General features: G+C 35.7%; 21 protein-coding genes and 1 riboswitch. Of the genes, 14 read left to right on the top strand and 7 right to left on the bottom strand.

The window, feature by feature from the left end; all coding sequences use genetic code 11:
• Positions 1-9 precede the first annotated feature (9 nt).
• The gene (locus ACW0JX_RS26435) at positions 10-657 is read left to right on the top strand and encodes a response regulator (protein WP_063549203.1); all 648 of its coding nucleotides are present in this window, start codon (positions 10-12) and stop codon (positions 655-657) included.
• 191 nt (positions 658-848) lie between these two features.
• Positions 849-1,475, top strand: coding sequence for an FMN-dependent NADH-azoreductase (locus ACW0JX_RS26430; RefSeq protein WP_459245233.1), 627 nt, complete (start codon positions 849-851; stop codon positions 1,473-1,475).
• A gap of 62 nt (positions 1,476-1,537) precedes the next feature.
• On the opposite strand, the gene ACW0JX_RS26425 is transcribed toward ACW0JX_RS26430, so the two are convergent.
• Positions 1,538-2,209, bottom strand: coding sequence for a transcriptional regulator YeiL (locus ACW0JX_RS26425; RefSeq protein ID WP_197242334.1), 672 nt, complete (start codon positions 2,207-2,209; stop codon positions 1,538-1,540).
• Between the two features lie 107 nt (positions 2,210-2,316).
• On the opposite strand from ACW0JX_RS26425, the gene ACW0JX_RS26420 reads away from it, so the two are divergent.
• Positions 2,317-3,012, top strand: a complete 696-nt coding sequence (locus tag ACW0JX_RS26420; protein WP_459245232.1) for a YjjG family noncanonical pyrimidine nucleotidase — start codon at positions 2,317-2,319, stop codon at positions 3,010-3,012.
• Positions 3,013-3,057: 45 nt separating this feature from the next.
• Here ACW0JX_RS26420 and ACW0JX_RS26415 read toward each other — a convergent pair whose 3' ends face one another.
• The gene (locus ACW0JX_RS26415; RefSeq protein ID WP_428880605.1) at positions 3,058-4,287 is read right to left on the bottom strand and encodes a chloride channel protein; all 1,230 of its coding nucleotides are present in this window, start codon (positions 4,285-4,287) and stop codon (positions 3,058-3,060) included.
• A 320-nt stretch (positions 4,288-4,607) separates the two neighbouring features.
• Positions 4,608-4,720: riboswitch (SAM riboswitch) on the top strand.
• Positions 4,721-4,812: 92 nt separating this feature from the next.
• Between ACW0JX_RS26415 and ACW0JX_RS26410 the strand changes: the two genes are divergently transcribed.
• From ACW0JX_RS26410 to ACW0JX_RS26400, 3 genes are all read left to right on the top strand, one after another.
• A complete protein-coding gene (locus tag ACW0JX_RS26410) occupies positions 4,813-6,111 on the top strand; it encodes a bifunctional O-acetylhomoserine aminocarboxypropyltransferase/cysteine synthase (RefSeq protein WP_459245231.1) in 1,299 nt (432 codons plus the stop codon).
• On the top strand, positions 6,095-7,000 hold the full coding sequence (gene metA, locus ACW0JX_RS26405) for a homoserine O-acetyltransferase MetA (protein ID WP_001121531.1): 906 nt from the start codon (positions 6,095-6,097) through the stop codon (positions 6,998-7,000). The genes ACW0JX_RS26410 and metA overlap by 17 nt, the downstream gene beginning before the upstream one ends.
• 141 nt (positions 7,001-7,141) lie before the next feature.
• The gene (locus ACW0JX_RS26400; protein WP_000659109.1) at positions 7,142-8,437 is read left to right on the top strand and encodes a homoserine dehydrogenase; all 1,296 of its coding nucleotides are present in this window, start codon (positions 7,142-7,144) and stop codon (positions 8,435-8,437) included.
• 30 nt (positions 8,438-8,467) lie between these two features.
• Here ACW0JX_RS26400 and ACW0JX_RS26395 read toward each other — a convergent pair whose 3' ends face one another.
• On the bottom strand, positions 8,468-9,094 hold the full coding sequence (locus ACW0JX_RS26395; RefSeq protein WP_000943411.1) for a YczE/YyaS/YitT family protein: 627 nt from the start codon (positions 9,092-9,094) through the stop codon (positions 8,468-8,470).
• A gap of 97 nt (positions 9,095-9,191) precedes the next feature.
• Between ACW0JX_RS26395 and ACW0JX_RS26390 the strand changes: the two genes are divergently transcribed.
• The 5 genes from ACW0JX_RS26390 to ACW0JX_RS26370 are packed head-to-tail and all read left to right on the top strand — an operon-like array spanning position 9,192 to position 13,657.
• Positions 9,192-10,169, top strand: coding sequence for a LacI family DNA-binding transcriptional regulator (locus ACW0JX_RS26390; protein WP_000181998.1), 978 nt, complete (start codon positions 9,192-9,194; stop codon positions 10,167-10,169).
• 10 nt (positions 10,170-10,179) lie between these two features.
• On the top strand, positions 10,180-11,061 hold the full coding sequence (locus ACW0JX_RS26385; RefSeq protein ID WP_015055217.1) for an SGNH/GDSL hydrolase family protein: 882 nt from the start codon (positions 10,180-10,182) through the stop codon (positions 11,059-11,061).
• A complete protein-coding gene (locus tag ACW0JX_RS26380; RefSeq protein WP_000207730.1) occupies positions 11,058-11,975 on the top strand; it encodes an ABC transporter ATP-binding protein in 918 nt (305 codons plus the stop codon). The genes ACW0JX_RS26385 and ACW0JX_RS26380 overlap by 4 nt, the downstream gene beginning before the upstream one ends.
• Complete coding sequence (locus ACW0JX_RS26375) at positions 11,968-12,960, top strand: ABC transporter permease subunit (protein WP_001206475.1); 993 nt, start codon at positions 11,968-11,970, stop codon at positions 12,958-12,960. The genes ACW0JX_RS26380 and ACW0JX_RS26375 overlap by 8 nt, the downstream gene beginning before the upstream one ends.
• A 19-nt stretch (positions 12,961-12,979) precedes the next feature.
• Complete coding sequence (locus ACW0JX_RS26370) at positions 12,980-13,657, top strand: uracil-DNA glycosylase (RefSeq protein WP_000432541.1); 678 nt, start codon at positions 12,980-12,982, stop codon at positions 13,655-13,657.
• Between the two features lie 38 nt (positions 13,658-13,695).
• On the opposite strand, the gene ACW0JX_RS26365 is transcribed toward ACW0JX_RS26370, so the two are convergent.
• The 3 genes from ACW0JX_RS26365 to ACW0JX_RS26355 all read right to left on the bottom strand — a co-directional run bounded on the left by ACW0JX_RS26365 (position 13,696) and on the right by ACW0JX_RS26355 (position 16,532).
• Positions 13,696-13,989, bottom strand: coding sequence for a DUF3817 domain-containing protein (locus tag ACW0JX_RS26365; RefSeq protein WP_000953396.1), 294 nt, complete (start codon positions 13,987-13,989; stop codon positions 13,696-13,698).
• Positions 13,990-14,198: 209 nt separating this feature from the next.
• Positions 14,199-15,020: a Cof-type HAD-IIB family hydrolase gene (locus tag ACW0JX_RS26360; RefSeq protein ID WP_459245230.1), complete on the bottom strand. Its 822-nt coding sequence runs from the start codon at positions 15,018-15,020 to the stop codon at positions 14,199-14,201.
• Positions 15,021-15,248: 228 nt separating this feature from the next.
• Positions 15,249-16,532 carry a purine/pyrimidine permease gene (locus ACW0JX_RS26355; protein ID WP_157676175.1) on the bottom strand — a complete coding sequence of 428 codons (1,284 nt, stop codon included), beginning with the start codon at positions 16,530-16,532 and terminating at the stop codon, positions 15,249-15,251.
• A gap of 95 nt (positions 16,533-16,627) precedes the next feature.
• Here ACW0JX_RS26355 and ACW0JX_RS26350 point away from each other — a divergent pair, with 95 nt between their 5' ends.
• The 3 genes from ACW0JX_RS26350 (at position 16,628) to ACW0JX_RS26340 (ending at position 18,347) form a co-directional block, all read left to right on the top strand.
• A complete protein-coding gene (locus ACW0JX_RS26350) occupies positions 16,628-17,620 on the top strand; it encodes a potassium channel family protein (RefSeq protein ID WP_000993985.1) in 993 nt (330 codons plus the stop codon).
• A 6-nt stretch (positions 17,621-17,626) separates the two neighbouring features.
• Positions 17,627-17,914, top strand: coding sequence for a YwdI family protein (locus tag ACW0JX_RS26345; protein ID WP_459245229.1), 288 nt, complete (start codon positions 17,627-17,629; stop codon positions 17,912-17,914).
• Between the two features lie 64 nt (positions 17,915-17,978).
• Positions 17,979-18,347 carry a DUF423 domain-containing protein gene (locus ACW0JX_RS26340; RefSeq protein ID WP_000688315.1) on the top strand — a complete coding sequence of 123 codons (369 nt, stop codon included), beginning with the start codon at positions 17,979-17,981 and terminating at the stop codon, positions 18,345-18,347.
• A gap of 30 nt (positions 18,348-18,377) precedes the next feature.
• Here ACW0JX_RS26340 and gerQ read toward each other — a convergent pair whose 3' ends face one another.
• Positions 18,378-18,806: a spore coat protein GerQ gene (gerQ, locus tag ACW0JX_RS26335; RefSeq protein WP_000068652.1), complete on the bottom strand. Its 429-nt coding sequence runs from the start codon at positions 18,804-18,806 to the stop codon at positions 18,378-18,380.
• Between the last annotated feature and the right edge of the window lie 22 nt (positions 18,807-18,828).

The following is an 18,828-nucleotide window of genomic DNA, read 5'->3' as shown; positions in this document are numbered from 1 at the left end:
GGGAAGTTTGTGAAAATAAAAGTATTGTTAGTTGATGATCATACAGTTGTTTTAAAAGGATTAGCGTTTTTCTTAAGTACACAGGAAGATTTAGATTTAGTTGGAGAAGCGAATAATGGGAAAGAAGCGTTAGTGAAAGTAGGAGAAACAAATCCTGATGTTATATTAATGGATTTATATATGCCTGAAATGGATGGTGTTGAGGCGACGGCATATATTAAAAAAGAGTATCCAAATGTGAAAGTAATTGTATTAACTAGCTTTTCTGATCAGGCGCATGTGTTACCTGCATTACGGGCTGGAGCAAGTGGGTATATTTTAAAAGATGTAGAACCGGATCAGCTTGTTGAGGCTATTCGAAGTGCATATAAAGGTAATATTCAATTACATCCGGATATAGCAAATGCTCTTCTCTCTCAAACATTACCTGTAGAAGAAAAGGAAGAAGAACATTCTATTCAAGTGGATGTGCTAACAGCGAGAGAAAATGAGGTGTTGCAACTATTAGCAAAAGGGATGAGCAATAAGGAAATTGCATCTGTTTTAGTTATTACAGAAAAGACGGTTAAGGCGCATGTAAGTAGCATTTTGAGTAAATTAAATTTATCCGATCGTACGCAAGCGGCGTTATATGCAGTGAAAAATGGAATTGTATAAGACAAAAGTCGTAAGACCTAGTTCGCCTTTAGAAGGTGGACTTTTTTTATGGAAAAATACGTCTATGTGAGGACGAAATTGTCTTGATATAAAGATAAAATATGTTTGTAAGCAACAAAACAACAATTACAAGGGATACCTTTTTTGAAAGCATATAACAACATAAGAGTGAGTACTAGGAGGAAGAAATAATGGCAACAGTTTTATTCGTTAAAGCAAACAACCGTCCAGCGGAACAAGCAGTTAGTGTAAAATTATATGAGGCATTTTTAGCAAACTATAAAGAAGCACACCCAAATGATACAGTAGTAGAACTGGATTTATATAAAGAAGAATTACCATATGTAGGTGTAGACATGATCAATGGTACATTCAAGGCAGGTAAAGGATTTGATTTAACAGAAGAAGAGGAAAAAGCAGTAGCAGTTGCTGATAAGTATTTAAATCAATTCCTAGAAGCTGATAAAGTTGTTTTCGGCTTCCCATTATGGAACTTAACGATTCCAGCGGTGCTACACACATATATTGATTATTTAAACCGTGCTGGTAAAACGTTCAAATACACGCCAGAGGGTCCAGTTGGCCTAATCGGTGATAAGAAGATTGCATTATTAAATGCACGAGGCGGCGTATATTCAGAAGGTCCAGCAGCTGAGGTAGAAATGGCTGTTAAATATGTAGCAAGTATGATGGGCTTCTTCGGCGCAACAAACATGGAAACAGTAATTATTGAAGGACATAACCAATTCCCAGATAAAGCAGAAGAAATCATTGCTACAGGTCTTGAAGAAGCAGCTAAAGTAGCAAGTAAATTTTAATTAAAATTATAATCGTCACTCGAAAAAGCAGCATTAACATGTAAACGTTAATGCTGCTTTTTTTATATTTTTAGTTCATCAGCAAGTTTTTTTAATTGAATTCGATCTCGTATGTAATAGGTTCTTCCGTCTTTTTTTAAGTAATTTTGTTGGCAAAACTGATTTAATACATATAAAAGATGACGGTAGCTGATATTTAAATATTCCGAGGCCTCAGTATGCTTTTCTATATAACAATTATTTTGTTCTGTTAATAAAATAAAAGCAGCTAATCGATTTTCAAAAGGATAACTATAGTTTTTTGCGTAATTTTCAGTGCGAGTAATTGTCTTTTCTCCAATAAATTTGCATAAGTGCTGTAAAAACGTTGCATCTTGTAATAAAAGTTGCTGACAATCTTTAAGAGGAAGTGCCAAACAAACACAATCTTCTAGTACTTCAACGGACTTAGTAATATTTTCTACTCCTATTAATCCTAATTCCCCGATAAAAGATGGTGCTTGAATAAAATTAATTAATGAAACCTTCCCGTTTTTATGACTCATATATATTTTTGCTTTCCCAGAAATTAAGTAATAGAGATAAGGGAGAGCATTTCCTTCGCTACATATCATCTCTTTCGTTTGAAAAGAATGCAGCTCTACATATGGCAAGACATGAAATGAAAATAGGGTATGGAATTGATGGATTTGCATGTATTGATAAATTTCTTCCTCATTTTTGCTGATTTTCATATTTTCACCCCTATGTATAGTATGAGATATCTCCTATTATCTTTACAAGAAGGAATGATACGATTTATGTAAATTTGTTTTTGTAGAAAAGAGAGTGTGATGAATTTATGAAAAAATATAAAACATTGCTATTTGATGTAGATGATACATTATTAGATTTCCAAAAGGCTGAAAAAATGGCTTTACGGGTGCTTTTTGAAGAGAAGGGAATCCCTTTAACAGACGAGATAGAGGCTCGTTATAAAAAAATAAATAAAGGTCTTTGGGATGCTTTTGAAAAAGGTGAACTATCACGCAAGGAAGTTATAAATACACGATTCTCTCTGTTGTTTCAAGAGTATGGAGAAGAAGTAGACGGAATATTATTCGAAAATAATTACCGTAACTACTTAGAAGAAGGAAATCAACTCATGCAAGGTGCGTTTGAATTTATAAATCAAATTCAAGGGGAGTATGAGTTGTATATAGTGACAAATGGTGTTTCTAAGACGCAAGATAAACGTTTGCGTAATGCAGGGTTACATTTATTGTTTAAAGATGTTTTTGTTTCGGAAGATACAGGTTTTCAAAAGCCGATGAAAGAGTATTTTGATTATGTTTTTGAACGGATTCCTAACTTTGCACCTGAAGAAGGGCTGATTATTGGTGATTCATTAAGCGCTGATATTAAAGGTGGATATGTAGCGGGAATTGATACTTGTTGGTTTAATCCAGAAAGGAAATTAAATGATAGTGGGATTATACCGACATATGAAGTGCATAATTTTGAGGAGTTAGAAGCGTTATTAAAGCAGCATGTGTAATAAAAAAATAGGCAGTGGAGCTTTCGTCCCCACTGCCTATTTTTATTAATTTTTATTTTCGTTATGTTTTGGGAGTGGAAAGGCATTCCCGATAGCAGCTGCACCAAGCATGGGCAATAGTAAATTAAGCGGGAAAAACATAAGTAATAGTAATGTTATAGCTATTGGCTTTCGTAACGCATAGCTTGAAATTGCTGTCGTTACGATAGCAACGGATGCTACTGGATCTATAGGAAGAATAGATGCTACAGCGTATCCGATACTTGACCCAGAAAATATAATTGGGAAGATATGTCCACCCCGCCACCCTGTGTTCAAACAAACGGCAGTAATACACAACTTTAAAATCCCTGAAAGAAGTAGTATCCAAAAAGATAAATGGCTCCATTCAACAACTAACTCTTTTAATTGATGTTCCCCTGAAAATAATGTGTACGGAAGAAAAGTTCCTGCAATTCCTAATAAAATGCCACCGATAATTCCGAGTGTCAGCTTGTATTCCCTAAAAGGGTGAATTAACTTCTCTAATGTGAATTCTAACTTGAAATAAAAGAAACCAACTATAGCACCGATACTAGCAAGTGGAAGAAATGCGATCCATTCATTGAAAGAAAGTGCACCTTCCCCGAAATCAACAATAAAGGATCCACGATTATCGAGTTTACTCAGTAGTAAATAAACAGAAAAACCTGCGAAAGTAGTAGCTAAGTATACAATTGCCTTTTTTCCTTTAGAAAAAGCAGCAATTTGTTCCCCCTCATTTTCATTCGGTGCTAAATAACCGAATAATGGTGCGTTAAAAATGACACTTAAAGTAGCGCCAATTCCAATCTCGGTTAGCTCATTCATACCCTTTAAGGCAAATTTAAAGCGATCCCCTACCCATGTGCACAGTCCGCCTATAATTCCAACTAGTGCGGCTTCTGGACCAAGACTAGCTCCGAAAATTAAAACAATAATCGCTGTTAAAGTAGCCTGATGGACAAAGCGATATTCGATTCGACCAGTTTTTTTATATTCAGTCATCACTTCAGGCATAAGGCGTGGATATATACCGAAATATTTTTGTGATAGACCAACGAGGACCCCGCCAATTATTGTTACGCAAAGGGTGTAATAAGAGGGATAAGAGAGAACTTCAGGCAAGTATCCCCAAATAAAGTGGATTCCAATATTTATTGTGACTAAAAATAACCAGACTGTAGCTCCTACTATAGATCCTAGAAGAATGCCATATAGAGCAAGTATGTACTGCATATCTTTTTTATTTGTCATGTTATACCTCCGTTATGTAAATCTTAGTAGGGAAAAAGTGAAATATACTAGTGGAAAATGGATTGAATATATATAGTATCTTTTTGAGAGGACCGCCTATTCAACATATAGGCTGAATTTTAGAGAATTTGAATTTATAGGTTAAATTACTTATTTAATTTTATAGACTGATTTGAGTTTTTTAAAGGTCTTTTTTGAAATAGACTAGAATATATTTCTTTTGTTGCTTTATATGAAACTGTTAACATTTATTTTAGAACATTCAGAAAAACTGTTTGACATTAGGAAATTATTGCTATAAAATCAACGGTAATTGCATAGTCTTATCAAGAAAAGGTGGAGGGACAGGCCCGATGAAACCTTGGCAACAGCCGTATAGCCGTATAACGGAATTGTGCCAAATCCTGCAGGTAGTAATCCTGAGAGATAAGAAAGAGCCTTTAGAGCGTGTTTTCAAACTGCTCCTTTCTTGTTTTCAGGAAAGGGGCAGTTTTTTATTTTGTATAAAAGAAAGGAGAATGAGAGATGGGAGAATCATGGGGAAAAGGAACGATTTGTGTGCAAGGTGGCTATACGCCAAAGAATGGTGAACCACGTGTTTTACCACTTTATCAAAGCACAACTTATAAATACGATACTTCGGATGATTTAGCAGCTCTATTTAACTTAGAGGCAGAAGGATATATTTATACGCGTATTGGAAACCCTACTCTAGCCGCATTTGAGCAGAAGTTATCAGATTTAGAAGGCGGTGTAGGAGCTGTTGCAACGGCTTCTGGGCAAGCAGCTATTATGCTCGCAGTTTTAAATATTTGTAGTAGTGGGGATCATTTACTTTGCTCTTCAACTGTTTACGGGGGAACGTTTAATTTATTTGGGGTGAGTTTACGTAAGCTTGGCATTGATGTTACGTTCTTTAATCCAAATTTAACGGCAGATGAAATTACGGCACTTGCTAACGATAAGACGAAACTTATCTATGCAGAATCATTAGGAAATCCAGCGATGAATGTTTTAAATTTCAAAGAATTTTCAGCTGCCGCTAAAGAATTAGAGGTACCTTTTATCGTTGATAATACATTAGCAACTCCTTATTTATGCCAAGCGTTTGAATATGGGGCAAATATTATTGTTCATTCTACGACTAAATATATCGATGGGCATGCGAGCTCTTTAGGCGGTATTGTAATTGACGGTGGAAACTTTGATTGGACAAATGGAAAATATCCTGAGCTTGTTGAACCAGATCCAAGTTATCACGGTGTAAGTTACGTTCAAAACTTTGGTGCAGCAGCATATATTGTGAAAGCACGTGTTCAACTATTAAGAGATTATGGAAATTGTATGAGCCCATTCAATGCATATATTAGCAATATTGGCTTAGAGACTTTGCATTTACGAATGGAGCGTCATAGCGAAAATGCTCTGGCAGTTGCTAAGTGGCTTGCTAATCATGAACGTATTGAATGGGTGAATTATCCGGGATTAGATAGTAATGAAAATTACTCGTTAGTACAAAAGTATTTGAAAAAAGGTGCTAGTGGGGTTTTAACATTTGGTATTAAAGGGGGATTAGAAGCAGCAAAAGAATTTATTGCAAATGTAAAACTAGCAACTCTTGTAACACACGTAGCTGATGCACGAACTTGCGTTATACATCCCGCTAGTACGACGCATAGACAATTAAATGCTGAAGATCAGCGGTTAGCTGGTGTTACATCTGATTTAATTCGTTTATCGGTTGGTATAGAAGATGTTTCTGATATTATTGCAGATTTGGAAGCAGCTCTAGTTGGAGGCAAAACACATGCCGATCATAATTGATAAAGATTTACCGGCTCGCAAAGTGTTGCAAAAAGAAAATATTTTTGTAATGACGAAGGAGCGAGCAGAAACACAAGATATACGCGCTTTGAAAATTGCTATATTAAATTTAATGCCAACGAAGCAAGACACAGAGGCACAATTACTTCGCTTAATTGGAAACACACCGTTGCAATTAGATGTTCATTTACTTCATATGGAATCACATCTGTCTCGTAATGTAGCGCAGGACCATTTAACGAGCTTTTATAAAACGTTTCGTGATATTGAAAATGAAAAATTTGATGGGCTCATTATTACAGGAGCACCAGTTGAAACTCTTTCTTTTGAAGAAGTAGATTATTGGGAAGAGCTTAAACGTATTATGGAGTATTCAAAAACGAATGTAACATCTACGCTCCATATTTGCTGGGGGGCACAGGCTGGTTTGTACTATCATTATGGTGTTCCAAAGTATCCCCTTAAGGAAAAAATGTTCGGTGTATTTGAACATGAGGTTTGCGAGCAACATGTGAAATTGTTACAAGGATTTGATGAATTGTTTTTTGCTCCGCATTCTCGTCATACAGAAGTACGAGAGAATGATATTAGAGAAGTGAAAGAATTAACATTGTTAGCAAACTCTGAAGAAGCAGGTGTTCACCTTGTTATTGGGCCAGAAGGAAGGCAAGTTTTTGCCCTTGGACATAGCGAATATAGTTGTGAGACGTTAAAACAAGAATACGAACGAGATCGTGACAAGGGATTAAATATTGATGTGCCAAAAAACTATTTTAAACATAATAATCCAGATGAAAAGCCGCTTGTTAGGTGGAGGAGTCATGGTAATTTATTGTTTTCTAATTGGTTGAATTATTACGTGTATCAAGAAACCCCTTATATATTGTAAAGAAAGATTGTGTAACACGTGGCAACGTTTTCCTTGTAAAGATTAACTTATATTTTTCCGAATGTTCAAAATACATTGTTTTTCAGATTTTTTACTCATATAATTTCATCTAAACACAATTTTTGAGGGGTGGACAGTACTATGAAAGAAATTCAAGTTGGGTTATTAGGTCTTGGGACAGTTGGCAGTGGTGTGGTTCGTATTATTACGGATCATCAAGAACGACTCATACACCAAGTAGGTTGTCCAGTTAAGGTAACGAAAGTATTAGTGCAAAACATTGAGAAAGAGAGAGAGGTAGAGGTACCTTCTACTCTATTAACACAAGATGCAAATGAAATTTTAGATAATCCAAATATTGATGTTGTCATCGAAGTGATGGGTGGCATTGATGATGCAAAATCATATATTTTACAAGCTTTAAAAAGCGGAAAGCATGTTGTAACTGCAAATAAAGACTTAATGGCATTACATGGAGCTGAATTATTAGCGACAGCAAAAGATAATAAGGCTGATTTATTCTATGAGGCGAGTGTGGCAGGAGGAATTCCAATTTTACGCAGTATCGTAGAAGGACTTTCTTCAGATCTTATTACGAAAGTAATGGGAATTGTAAATGGAACGACAAATTTTATTTTGACGAAAATGTCAGACGAAGGGAGAGCATATAACGACGTGTTAAAAGAAGCCCAACAACTTGGATTTGCAGAAGCAGATCCAACATCAGACGTAGAAGGTTTAGATGCAGCAAGAAAAATGACGATTTTAGCTACTCTCGGTTTCTCTACAAATGTAGAGCTTGGAGATGTGAAAGTAAAAGGGATTACCTCTATTACAGAGGAAGATATTGAATACAGTAAGAGCTTAGGTTATACAATTAAATTAATCGGTCTTGCAAAACGAGATGGTGAAAAATTGGAGGTTACAGTTGAACCAACTTTACTTCCAAATACACATCCTCTTGCGGCAGTACAAAATGAATATAACGCTGTGTATGTGTACGGTGAAGCAGTTGGAGAAACGATGTTTTATGGACCAGGCGCAGGAAGTTTACCGACAGCGACAGCTGTTGTTTCGGATTTAGTTGCTGTAATGCAAAATATTAGATTAGGGGTAACAGGAAATAGTGCTGTAGTCCCACAATATCAAAAAGTATTAAAAGAGCCAGACGAAATTGTCGTGAAAAAGTTTTTAAGACTTCATGTAAAAGACGAAATTGGTGTATTTGCAAAAATTACTTCATTGTTCTCTGAGCGTGGCGTTAGCTTTGAAAAGATTATTCAAATGCCGCTTGAAGAGAAAGGAAAGGCTGAAATTGTAATTGTAACGCATCGTGCGTCTCTTGCTGATTATGATTATATTCTACATACGTTGCAAGGGTATGAAGAAATCGATTGTTTGAAAGCGAACTATCGAATTGAAGGGGATGCTAAGTAGTATCTCTTACCATAAAACAGAAAGAGCCTATTAAGCAGCTTGCTTAATAGGCTCTTTTCTATTTAAAATCTGCGTACCAACTTGAATAAATGCTTGGATAATCCAGCCTGTTGTAAAGGATAAGATGATTGTTCCAAAATAGATAGGTCCATCTAATAAAAAGCTTAACGTTAAAAATAAAAAGGCTAATGAAATCTCTGTTCTTCTAAACGTCCATTTTTTCTTTTCAGCAACCGTTAAAACGAAAGCTTCTTGAGGCGCTGCGCAAAGGTTTGTAGAGACGTAAAGACCAATTCCAGCTCCAACGAATAGATTTCCGCAAATAAGTGTTATATATTTTGGAAGAGAGCGGATAGCGTCCATAATAGTTGTAATGGAACCAATCCAATCAACAAAAAGAGAAATAAGAACCATCGTTACAATTGTACCGATTGTAATTTGTTTTTTATTCCAAAAGAGTACGATAAGTGTAAAGGCAAAGTTAATCATGAAAATCCAAAAACCAATGCTTATCCCAAAATTTTGATATAGTGCAATAAAGAAGGAATCATAAGGACTAAGTCCAAAGGAAGTAATTGTTGTCATCATATTAATACCGATGGCAAGAATGAGTAAACCGCCAATGAAAAATATATATTCTAATTTGAATCGAAGCATAGTTGTATATCCTTTCTAAATGTATTTGCTAGGAAAGGATATATTGTGGAAAGCTTACCAGGTCAAGGGAGAATTTTTGTGAGAAGGGGAAAATGAGATGACAAATATAAGAAAGATTGCTGAACTTGCTGGAGTATCTGTTTCAACTGTTTCACGTGTACTAAATAATCATCCGTACGTAAATGAACAGAAACGAAAAGAAATTTTAGCAATTATAGAAAAATTAAATTACACGCAAAACGTGAATGCAATTCATTTAGTGAAAGGAAAAACGAATGTAATTGGCGTTTTATTGCCACACGTAAATGATCAATATTATAGTGCTATTATCGAGGGGATATCAAAAGAAACAGCAAAGAATAATTATAATATGATGCTTTGCCAGACAAATTATAGCGAAGAAAGAGAACTAGAAATTTTAAATATGTTAAAAATGAAAAAGCTTGATGGGGTTATTATTTGTTCTCGGACAAATAGTAAAGAGAAGCTTGAAGAATATACGAAATTCGGCCCGATTGTTATGTGTGAAGAAATAGATTCGAAGTATATTTCAAGTGTCCATATCGATTACTACAAAGTATTTTCACGTGGGATGAAAAGCTTAATAGATGCCGGTCATACACGTATTGGATATTGTATTGGAAGAAGTAATAGCGTTAATAGCCAAAGACGAAAGAAGGCATACGAAGATTCGCTTCAACAGAGTATCGTAACACCGTTAGAGACCTGGAAATTTGAGGGATGTTTTACAGTGGAAGATGGACGCAATGTAATTAGAGAATGGGCTCATATGTCAGTAAAACCGACGGCGTTCCTTGTATCTTGTAACCATATTGCAGCGGGGATGGTTACAGAAGCAAAAAAACAAGGAATTCGTATTCCAGAGGATATTACGATTATCGGGTGTGATGATCAAGAGGTGGCAGATATATTGGGTATAACGACGATTTCGCATTCTAGTAAAAACGTTGGAGTGAAAGCGTTTGAATTATTATATGAAAAGATTAATGAAGAGAAATTAGATGTGAAGCATGTAGAGTTATTACCAGAGTTAGTAGATAGAGAAACGACATAATTGAGAAGGTGTGAAAATCGCTTTTCAAAATTTCGTTTGGTATAATTATGGACAATCTATGAGGGCTAAAAGGGGTTTTGATATGAGATCAAAAGTAGTAAAAGTAATTCTACTCATTACAATTGCATCTTTCTGTTTATTTGCATATGGCTTTGTTTCAGGTGTAAATGATGTATTAAATCCGAAAGCTTCAAATTTAATTAAAAAGACCGATGTAGTGGCAAAAGAGAAAAAGAAAACGGGAACGTTACAAATCGTTAGTTTAGGTGATTCATTAACGCGTGGCGTTGGTGATAAAGAAGGAATTGGCTATGTTGGGCGAATGAAAGAGGATTTACAAAAAGATTATAAGCAAAAAATTGCATTAACAAATTTAGCAGTTAGTGGTGCAAAAATGCCCGATTTATTAAAACAAATTGAGAGTAGTGGCGCTCAATATTCAATTAAGCAAGCAGATGTAATCGTGTTAACGATTGGCGGGAATGATTTGTTCCCAGGCTGGGAATCGCTCGGGAAAATAGATTTAGAGACGTATCGTCCTGATACAGAAACGTTTCAAAATGAAGCAAAGAAAATTATAGAAGAAATTCGTAAATTAAATGCAAATAGTCCGATTTTTTGGCTTGGTTTATACAATCCTTTTGAAGATGTAGAAGATTTAAAAGGGTCTTCAAACATTGTTGTGGACTGGAATGCATCTTTAGAGAAGTTAGCGCTAAACGATAAAAATGTGTATATTACACCGACATTTGATTTATTCCAAAACCGCGGGAAAGATTTATTATACTCTGATCATTTTCATCCGAATGAAGTAGGTTATACGTATATGGCAGAACGTTTAGTTCAAAATGTTGTAAGTAAATTAAAACTAGAACAAGGAGGGGTAAAATGACGACGATACTTTCCGTACGAGACTTGAAGAAGGTAATTGGAAACAAGACTCTTGTAGAGAATATTTCCTTTGATGTAAAGCAAGGAGAAGTGTTCGGGTTCCTAGGACCAAACGGTGCTGGAAAGACGACTACCATTCGAATGTTAGTCGGATTGATTAAGGCGACAGAAGGTAAGATTTCTATCGGTGGTTATTCGATTAAGGAAAATTTCAGAGAAGCGATGCGTCAAATTGGGAGTATCGTTGAAAACCCAGAGTTGTATACATATTTAACAGGATGGGAAAATTTAAAGCAATTTGCTCGTATGTTAGGTGATATATCAGATGAACGTATTATTGAAATTGCTGAAATGGTTCATTTAGATGAAAGAATTCATGACAAGGTAAAAACGTACTCACTTGGTATGAAACAACGCCTTGGAATTGCACAGGCGCTCCTTGGGAATCCTAAATTGCTTATATTAGATGAGCCAACGAATGGTTTAGATCCAGCAGGGATTAGAGAACTTAGGGAATTTATACATAAGCTTGTGAAAGAAGAAAATATGAGCGTGTTTATTTCAAGTCACTTGCTAAGTGAAGTGCAAATGATATGCGATCGCGTTGCTATTATTCATAAAGGAAAGATGATAACAGTTGCCAAGGTTGAAGAATTAATTAAAACAGCAAGTGATCGTGTAGAATGGATTGTTACACCAATTTCTAAGGCGAAAGATATGCTAGAAGCGGCCGAGGAAATAAGAGAAGTGAGTGTAAAAGGCGAGCGATTACTATGCCGCATGGATATTGCATCTATAAGTAGTTGGAATAAAAAATTTGTAGAAAATGAAATAGATGTACATAGCGTTAAGGAGCTTGTATTTACGCTAGAAGATTTATTTATTGAACTCACAAGGGGTGAGCAGCATGCGTGAATTTGCGAATCTAGTTTTAAATGAATCAGAAAAAATTTACCGTAAGAAACGTATTTTTGTTGTCATGCTTATTTTAGCAATCTTGATCCCGCTTTTTGTGTACGCGCAGTATCGTGAAATAGAAACGACACAAAAAAGACTCGGTACAACTGATTGGAAGGTTTCATTGCAACAGCAAATTGTTGATTCTCAGAACCGGTTGAACAATTCTAGGTTGCCAGAAGAATGGCGTGATTGGTTAAAGGTAAGAGTTGAGCAACAACAATATTATTTAGATCATGATATTAACCCGATGGCACCGGGTGCACCGACTTTTGTCAGAGCATTTATTGAACAAGGAATTACATTGTTTATTCCGCTTCTCGTAATGATTGTCGCTATTGATATCGTTTCAGGAGAACGAAGTGATGGGACAATGAAGATGTTACTTACGCGGCCGATTCGGCGCTGGAAAATACTCCTTAGTAAATACGTGACGATGTTATTTTTCATTTCGCTCATACTGTTTCTTGTAGGTTTGTTTGCTTACATATTATCAGGGCTTGTATTTGGATACTCGGGATGGAATTTACCTGTTTTAACAGGATTCGTCATTGATAAAGAAACGTTAAATACGAACTTTGTGCATCTTATTCCGCAGTGGCAATACATCTTAATGGCGTATGGACTAGCCTGGTTTGTTGCTATCGTTGTCGGAACTATATCATTTATGGTCTCTGTTTTAATTCGTAATACACCAGCTGGTATGGGCGTTATGCTAGCTGCATTAATTGCAGGAGGTATCTTAAGCTCATTCGCAACATCTTGGGAAGGTGCGAAATATATTTTTAGCGTGAATTTATCATTAACGGATTATTTATCAGGAAAATTACCTGCATTACAAGGCTTATCAATGGGATTTTCTTTGATGAATTTAACTGTTTGGGCAGTTGTTTCCCTTATTATTTCGTTCTTAGTATTTACAAAACAGGATATGTTGAATTAATTAGACAGGAAGTGACAGTATGGAAAATGTTTTAAAGAATGATTGGGGACCATTATTGGCACCAGAATTTGAGAAAGAGTATTATCGTACTCTATCCAGTTTTTTGACAGAAGAGTACAGCACGCATGTTGTTTATCCGAAGGTAGAAGATATTTTTAACGCTCTTCAGTATACAAGTTATGAAAATACAAAGGTTGTTATTTTAGGACAAGATCCATATCATGGACCGAATCAAGCGCATGGTTTAAGTTTTTCTGTACAACCTGATGTTAAAACACCACCATCATTGTTAAATATGTATAAAGAACTTCGAGATGAATATGGTTATGAAATCCCGAATAACGGTTATTTAGTAAAATGGGCGGAACAAGGAGTATTACTACTAAATACCGTATTAACAGTTCGTCAAGGCGAAGCAAATTCTCATAAGGGAAAAGGATGGGAGCACTTCACAGATCGTGTGATTGAACTGTTGAACGAACGTGCAAAGCCAGTTGTTTTCATATTGTGGGGGCGCCATGCGCAGGCGAAGAAGAAGTTAATTACGAATCCGAATCATCATATTATCGAATCTGTACATCCAAGCCCATTATCGGCAAGACGTGGTTTCTTTGGTAGTAAGCCATACTCTAAAGTAAATACGATTTTAGCTAATATGGGAGAAAGAGAAATTGATTGGGAAATTCCAAATTTATAAATAGAAAAAGTAGTTAACAGTCGTTAACTACCTTTTTATTATTGTTGTTCGTTCTTTAATTTTGCATCTAGTACAAAAGTACCAAATGGGATAACTGATGAAACAAATGCTCCAAGTGCCCATAAAATTGATTTACGGTGTACGATTGTTACTTGAATTACTGCAAAGATGAATAGAATAAACAGAACACCATGAGCCATGCCTGTAATTTTAACAGCTGTTGCAAATCCTGCGAAATATTTCAATGGCATTGCTACAAATAATAGTAATAGGAAAGAAATACCCTCAACTAGTCCAATTGCTCTTAATCGTCCGATTGGTGTAGATAACATAAAGTAGCCTCCTTTAACGTATGCTTGTATATAGTAAATTTGTATTCTTTTTCAAAATAAAATAGTCTATTTTGTTTCATTATATACAAAAAGAAAGTTTACACTACGAGAATAGTGCAAAGTTCAAAATATAGTCACAAAAGCATGAGAATTTAAATAAAAACCTATTTGAAGTATTTGACTTCAAATAGGTTTTGTGAATGAAAATATTAAACAAGTACATCCGTTTTTAAAACGAATTTCTCTACAACTTTTGCAACACCATCATTCATATTTGTATCTGTTACGTAGTTTGCAATTTCTTTAATATCATCAGGTGCATTGCCCATTGCAACACCAAGACCAGCAAATTCAATCATTGCTTGGTCGTTATAGCTATCGCCCATTGCGATAACTTCTTCACGCTTGATGCCAAGCTTTTGAATCAGTTTGTTTAAGCTCGTTCCTTTTGTAACACCGGCTTCAGTAAATTCTAAGAAGAATGGTTTCGAACGCATCACGCTTAATTGGCCTTCTAGTTGTTGTTGAAGTTTCTTTTCAACTTCAACAAGGCGTTCAGCTTCTTTATTCATTAATACTTTTACTACAGGCTCTTTAACTGCGGCTTTAAAGTCATCTACTACAACAATTGGCATACCAGTAATATCGCCCTCAATTTGAGTATAAGGATTATTTTCTTCCGTTACGATATCATCGCCCATATAAGTATGAATCCATACATCTTCAGTTTTACTAATTTCAAATAGGTTGTGAACGATTTCAGGAGATAGTGTACTACTAAAGATTTCTTCGTTTGTTTTACAGTTAATAATTTTTGCGCCATTAAAAGATAGAATGAAACTGCCGTATTCTTCTAAGCGAAGTTCTTTGGCTACATTGCGCATACCAAACGTTGGACGTCCAGAAGCAAGTACAACCTTTACCCCTTGCTCTTGTGCGGTCATTAACGCTTCTTTCGTACGAGGTGAAATAGTATGGTCATCACGTAATAAAGTATCATCTAAATCTAAAACAATCATTTTATAAGTCATATAGAAAATTCCTTTCTTTAATTGAAATCAAAATACATGTTCATGAAGATGTTGAGGAATAATAGTAAGACATCAAACCTCTTTGAAAAGAAGTAGATAAATCATTATGAGTGTGTTGCTCATAATATCGGTTAATAATCATTGGGGATGGATAAAACCCCAATGATTCAAGTTTGATTTTATCGTAACAACTCTAAAGGTAGAGTGCAATAATGGAAGTTTTCCAATTTACGATATTTGTTTTGCTGTGGAACGAGAAAATAGTATTTCTAGCAAAATGGCCATTACAGATCCAAGAACGAGACCGTTACTTAAAAAAGATGCTAGAAATGGTGGAAGTGTGGAATATGCTCCTGCTGGAACAAACATAACTCCGACTCCTGTGAAGATTGAAAGACCGGCTACTTTAAATAATTGTTCTTTATTCTGGACAGTTTCGTATTCTCGAAAGGCGAGGCCAATCATGCTTGCGAATACAGGATAAATAGCGGCATAACCAACTGCAACAGGGATCGCTGCAAAGAATGAAGTAATCTTTGGGAATATACTAACGACAATAATAAAGCTTGACCCTAATATAAAAGGGAGACGTTTATAAATATTAGTCGTTGCAATAAAACCTGCTGATCCAGAAATAGCGACAGGTCCAATAGCTGAAAACAGGCCGCCTAGCAATTGGTTGATTCCTGTTATAATGCCGGCTTGTTTAAAACGATCTGATGCAGCATTTTCTTCATATTTAGAGACAACCTTTTGTACAACGCGAATACTTGCTAACATATTTGTTAGAAGTAAGAGTGTAACAAATATGACCGTAATTACCATGTTCCATTCAACACGAGGCATGCCGAAAACAAATAAGGACGGAAAACGAATTATGTCTGTCACTGGTGTTATTGGATTAGATAATCCGAAGCATGCGAATAATATCCAGCCGCATATGATACTGAAAAGAACGGAATATTGTCCAATAATAGGTAGCTTCATGATGAAAAAGGATAGTAAAATAACAATGAGTGAAAGAATAAATACGTTAGGTTGTACTTCTGTATGTTTTCCATCAAGGCCAAACATTCCCTTTAAGAAGGAGCCACTGAGTTGCGCGACAAGAAGAAATAAATACGTTCCAATGACTGTCGGTGTAAAATAGCGAACGAGTTTATCAATAAGTCCAAAAACGCTAAGAATAATACAAATAATACCGCTTAATAAGAAAGCATATTGAAGAACTTTAAGTGTCTCATTGCTTGATCCAAATAATACGACGCCTAAACTTGCGTAAAGGGAGAAAATTCCCCACCAAAGGCCAGCAGGACCTTCTTGAATAGGAAGTTTATGCCCAAATATAGCTTGCAAGAGACCAGCAAAGCCTAGAACAAATAATGTTCTTTGTACGAATGCAATGGCTTCAGCGCCATCAAGACCATAACTAGTTGCGACACTAATTGGTACAATAAGGCTTCCAGCTAAAATAAATAGTGCCCATTGTAAGGCGGAAAGAAATGTCTTCATTATATCAACCTCTTTCATAGATTCCGTATCTAGTATATACGTATTTTATTTCCACTGGCAAAGATTGTAGATAGAGAAAAGAGTTGAAACACGGTATGAATGCACGTAAGCAATTATGGATAGCAGTTATATGTATGACTTTTGTTGTAATTCTAGGAACGATAGGATTTATGACAATTGAAGAGATTAGTTTGTTTCAAGCATTTTGGATGACGATGATTACTGTATTGACTGTTGGATACGGAGATGCCGTTCCTGTAACGCAAGCAGGGAAAGTATTTGCGCTCCTTATTATTCCTGTTGGTGTAGGTATTGTTACGTATGCAATTGGGGTAGTGGCAGCTATGATTATTGAAGGGAATTTATTTCATGCAGTACGGAGGAAGAAGATGGATAAACAAATAGCGCAGTTGAAAAATCATATTATAGTATGTGGTTGCGGTAGAGTGGGGCTTCAAGTTGTACATGAATTGCAAGAAAAGAACATTCCATTTGTCGTTGTTGATAAAGATGAAAGTATATTGGAGCAGGAAAAGCTTTTATTTGTACATGGAGATGCAACGGAAGATCAAGTATTACATAATGCCGGAATTTTAAAAGCAGCTGGTTTAGTTGCTATTGTTGCAAATGATGCCGAAAATGTATTTATTACATTAACAGCAAGAGGATTAAACGATACGATTAAAATTGTGGCGAGATCTGAAAAGCCAGAAACTGAAGAGAAATTAAGGCGTGCTGGTGCAAATAAGGTTATTAATCCATCTAGTATGGCAGGTATTCATATAGCAAAAGGTATTGCAAATCCATTAACCGTTCATTATATTGATACAGTGTTGTATGGAGTAGAACAGTCATTTGTCATTGAAGAAATTCTAGTTGGCAAAGATTCAATACTAGTCGGTAAATCGTTACTAGAGAGTAATGTAAGGAATCAGTTTGATGTAACGATATTAGCGATTTCAAGAAATGGTAATATTATACATAATCCAACAGGGCAGGAAAAACTACAAGAACATGATATGATAATAGTATTTGGTTCAGTAGAGAAACTGGGACAATTTGAGAAAGAATTACAAAGTACGAGGTGATAAGGAATGCAAATATCTAGTGACAAGATTTTAAATAAAATGGCGAATGAAATTGCGAAGGCAAAAAGTAGCGAAGGACAAAAGTCAAAAGAACATTTATTAGTTGTGCGTGCTTTATGCGATTTACTATTAGATGAACAGGTTGGATCTTCTACGTATAGGGAGCCGCAAATTCAATCGCAAGTAATTGGATCACAGCCTATAACAACAGTTCAACCAGTTATACCAGTTTCTGGAGAACCTGTGTATATAAAAGAAGAAGGTGCAAATGGTAATTCTTTATTTGATTTTTAAGAATTAAATCGTTTGGCTTATATGAAAAAATTGCTTATGATAAAGGTAAAAAAGGGGAATTAAGATGAAAATTTTCTTTTTACTAGGTTGTATTGCAGCGGGGCTATCTGTTGCGTTAGGGGCCTTTGGAGCACACGGTTTAGAAAATAAAATTTCTGCGAAAATGTTAGAAGTTTGGAAAACAGGCGTTACATATCAGATGTTTCATGCAGGTGGATTATTCGTAGTTGCTTTATTGATGGATAAGGTTCAATCATCACTTTTAACTACTGCTGGTTGGCTAATGGTAGCTGGGATTATTATGTTCTCAGGTAGTTTGTATGCATTAAGTACGACAGGCATTAAGTTCTTTGGCCCAATTACACCTCTTGGTGGTGTAGCGTTTATTGTGGCGTGGATTCTAGTAGGGACTGCAGTTGTAAAAGGATTATAAAAAACAAAAGCTGGCATTTGCCAGCTTTTTTTATGGTCTTGGAGTATAAGTTGCTTGTTGACTAGGTAAATACGTAATTTCTTCTGGAAATTCTACGTAATCTAAGTAGATCATTAATAGTAAATAGCGTTTTCCTGATTGCGGTTCACTAATAACGATATGGTCACGGCCAGCTGCTTCAATAATACCTGTATAAGATTGTGTACCAAGGGAACTGCCACGTTCATAAGTCATTACAACTGTAGCTTGCTTACCTTTGTTTAAACGAAGGATATTTTCAATATAGGATTGCTCTAGAGGTAACATGCCTTGAGAAATTGCATATTGAGCTTGCGCAGCTTGAGCTGTTTGTTGTTGCATTGCTTGCTGCTGTTGTTGAGTCATTTGTTGCGGTTGGACATAAGTTCCAGATGGTTGATAAAAACCTGTTCCATAGTACGGATTTTGTTGCTGTGCCATTCAAAAATCCCTCCTCATTTTT

Source organism: Bacillus sp. C-3-6 (assembly GCF_054509685.1).
This window is presented reverse-complemented; position numbering and strand designations above follow the sequence as displayed.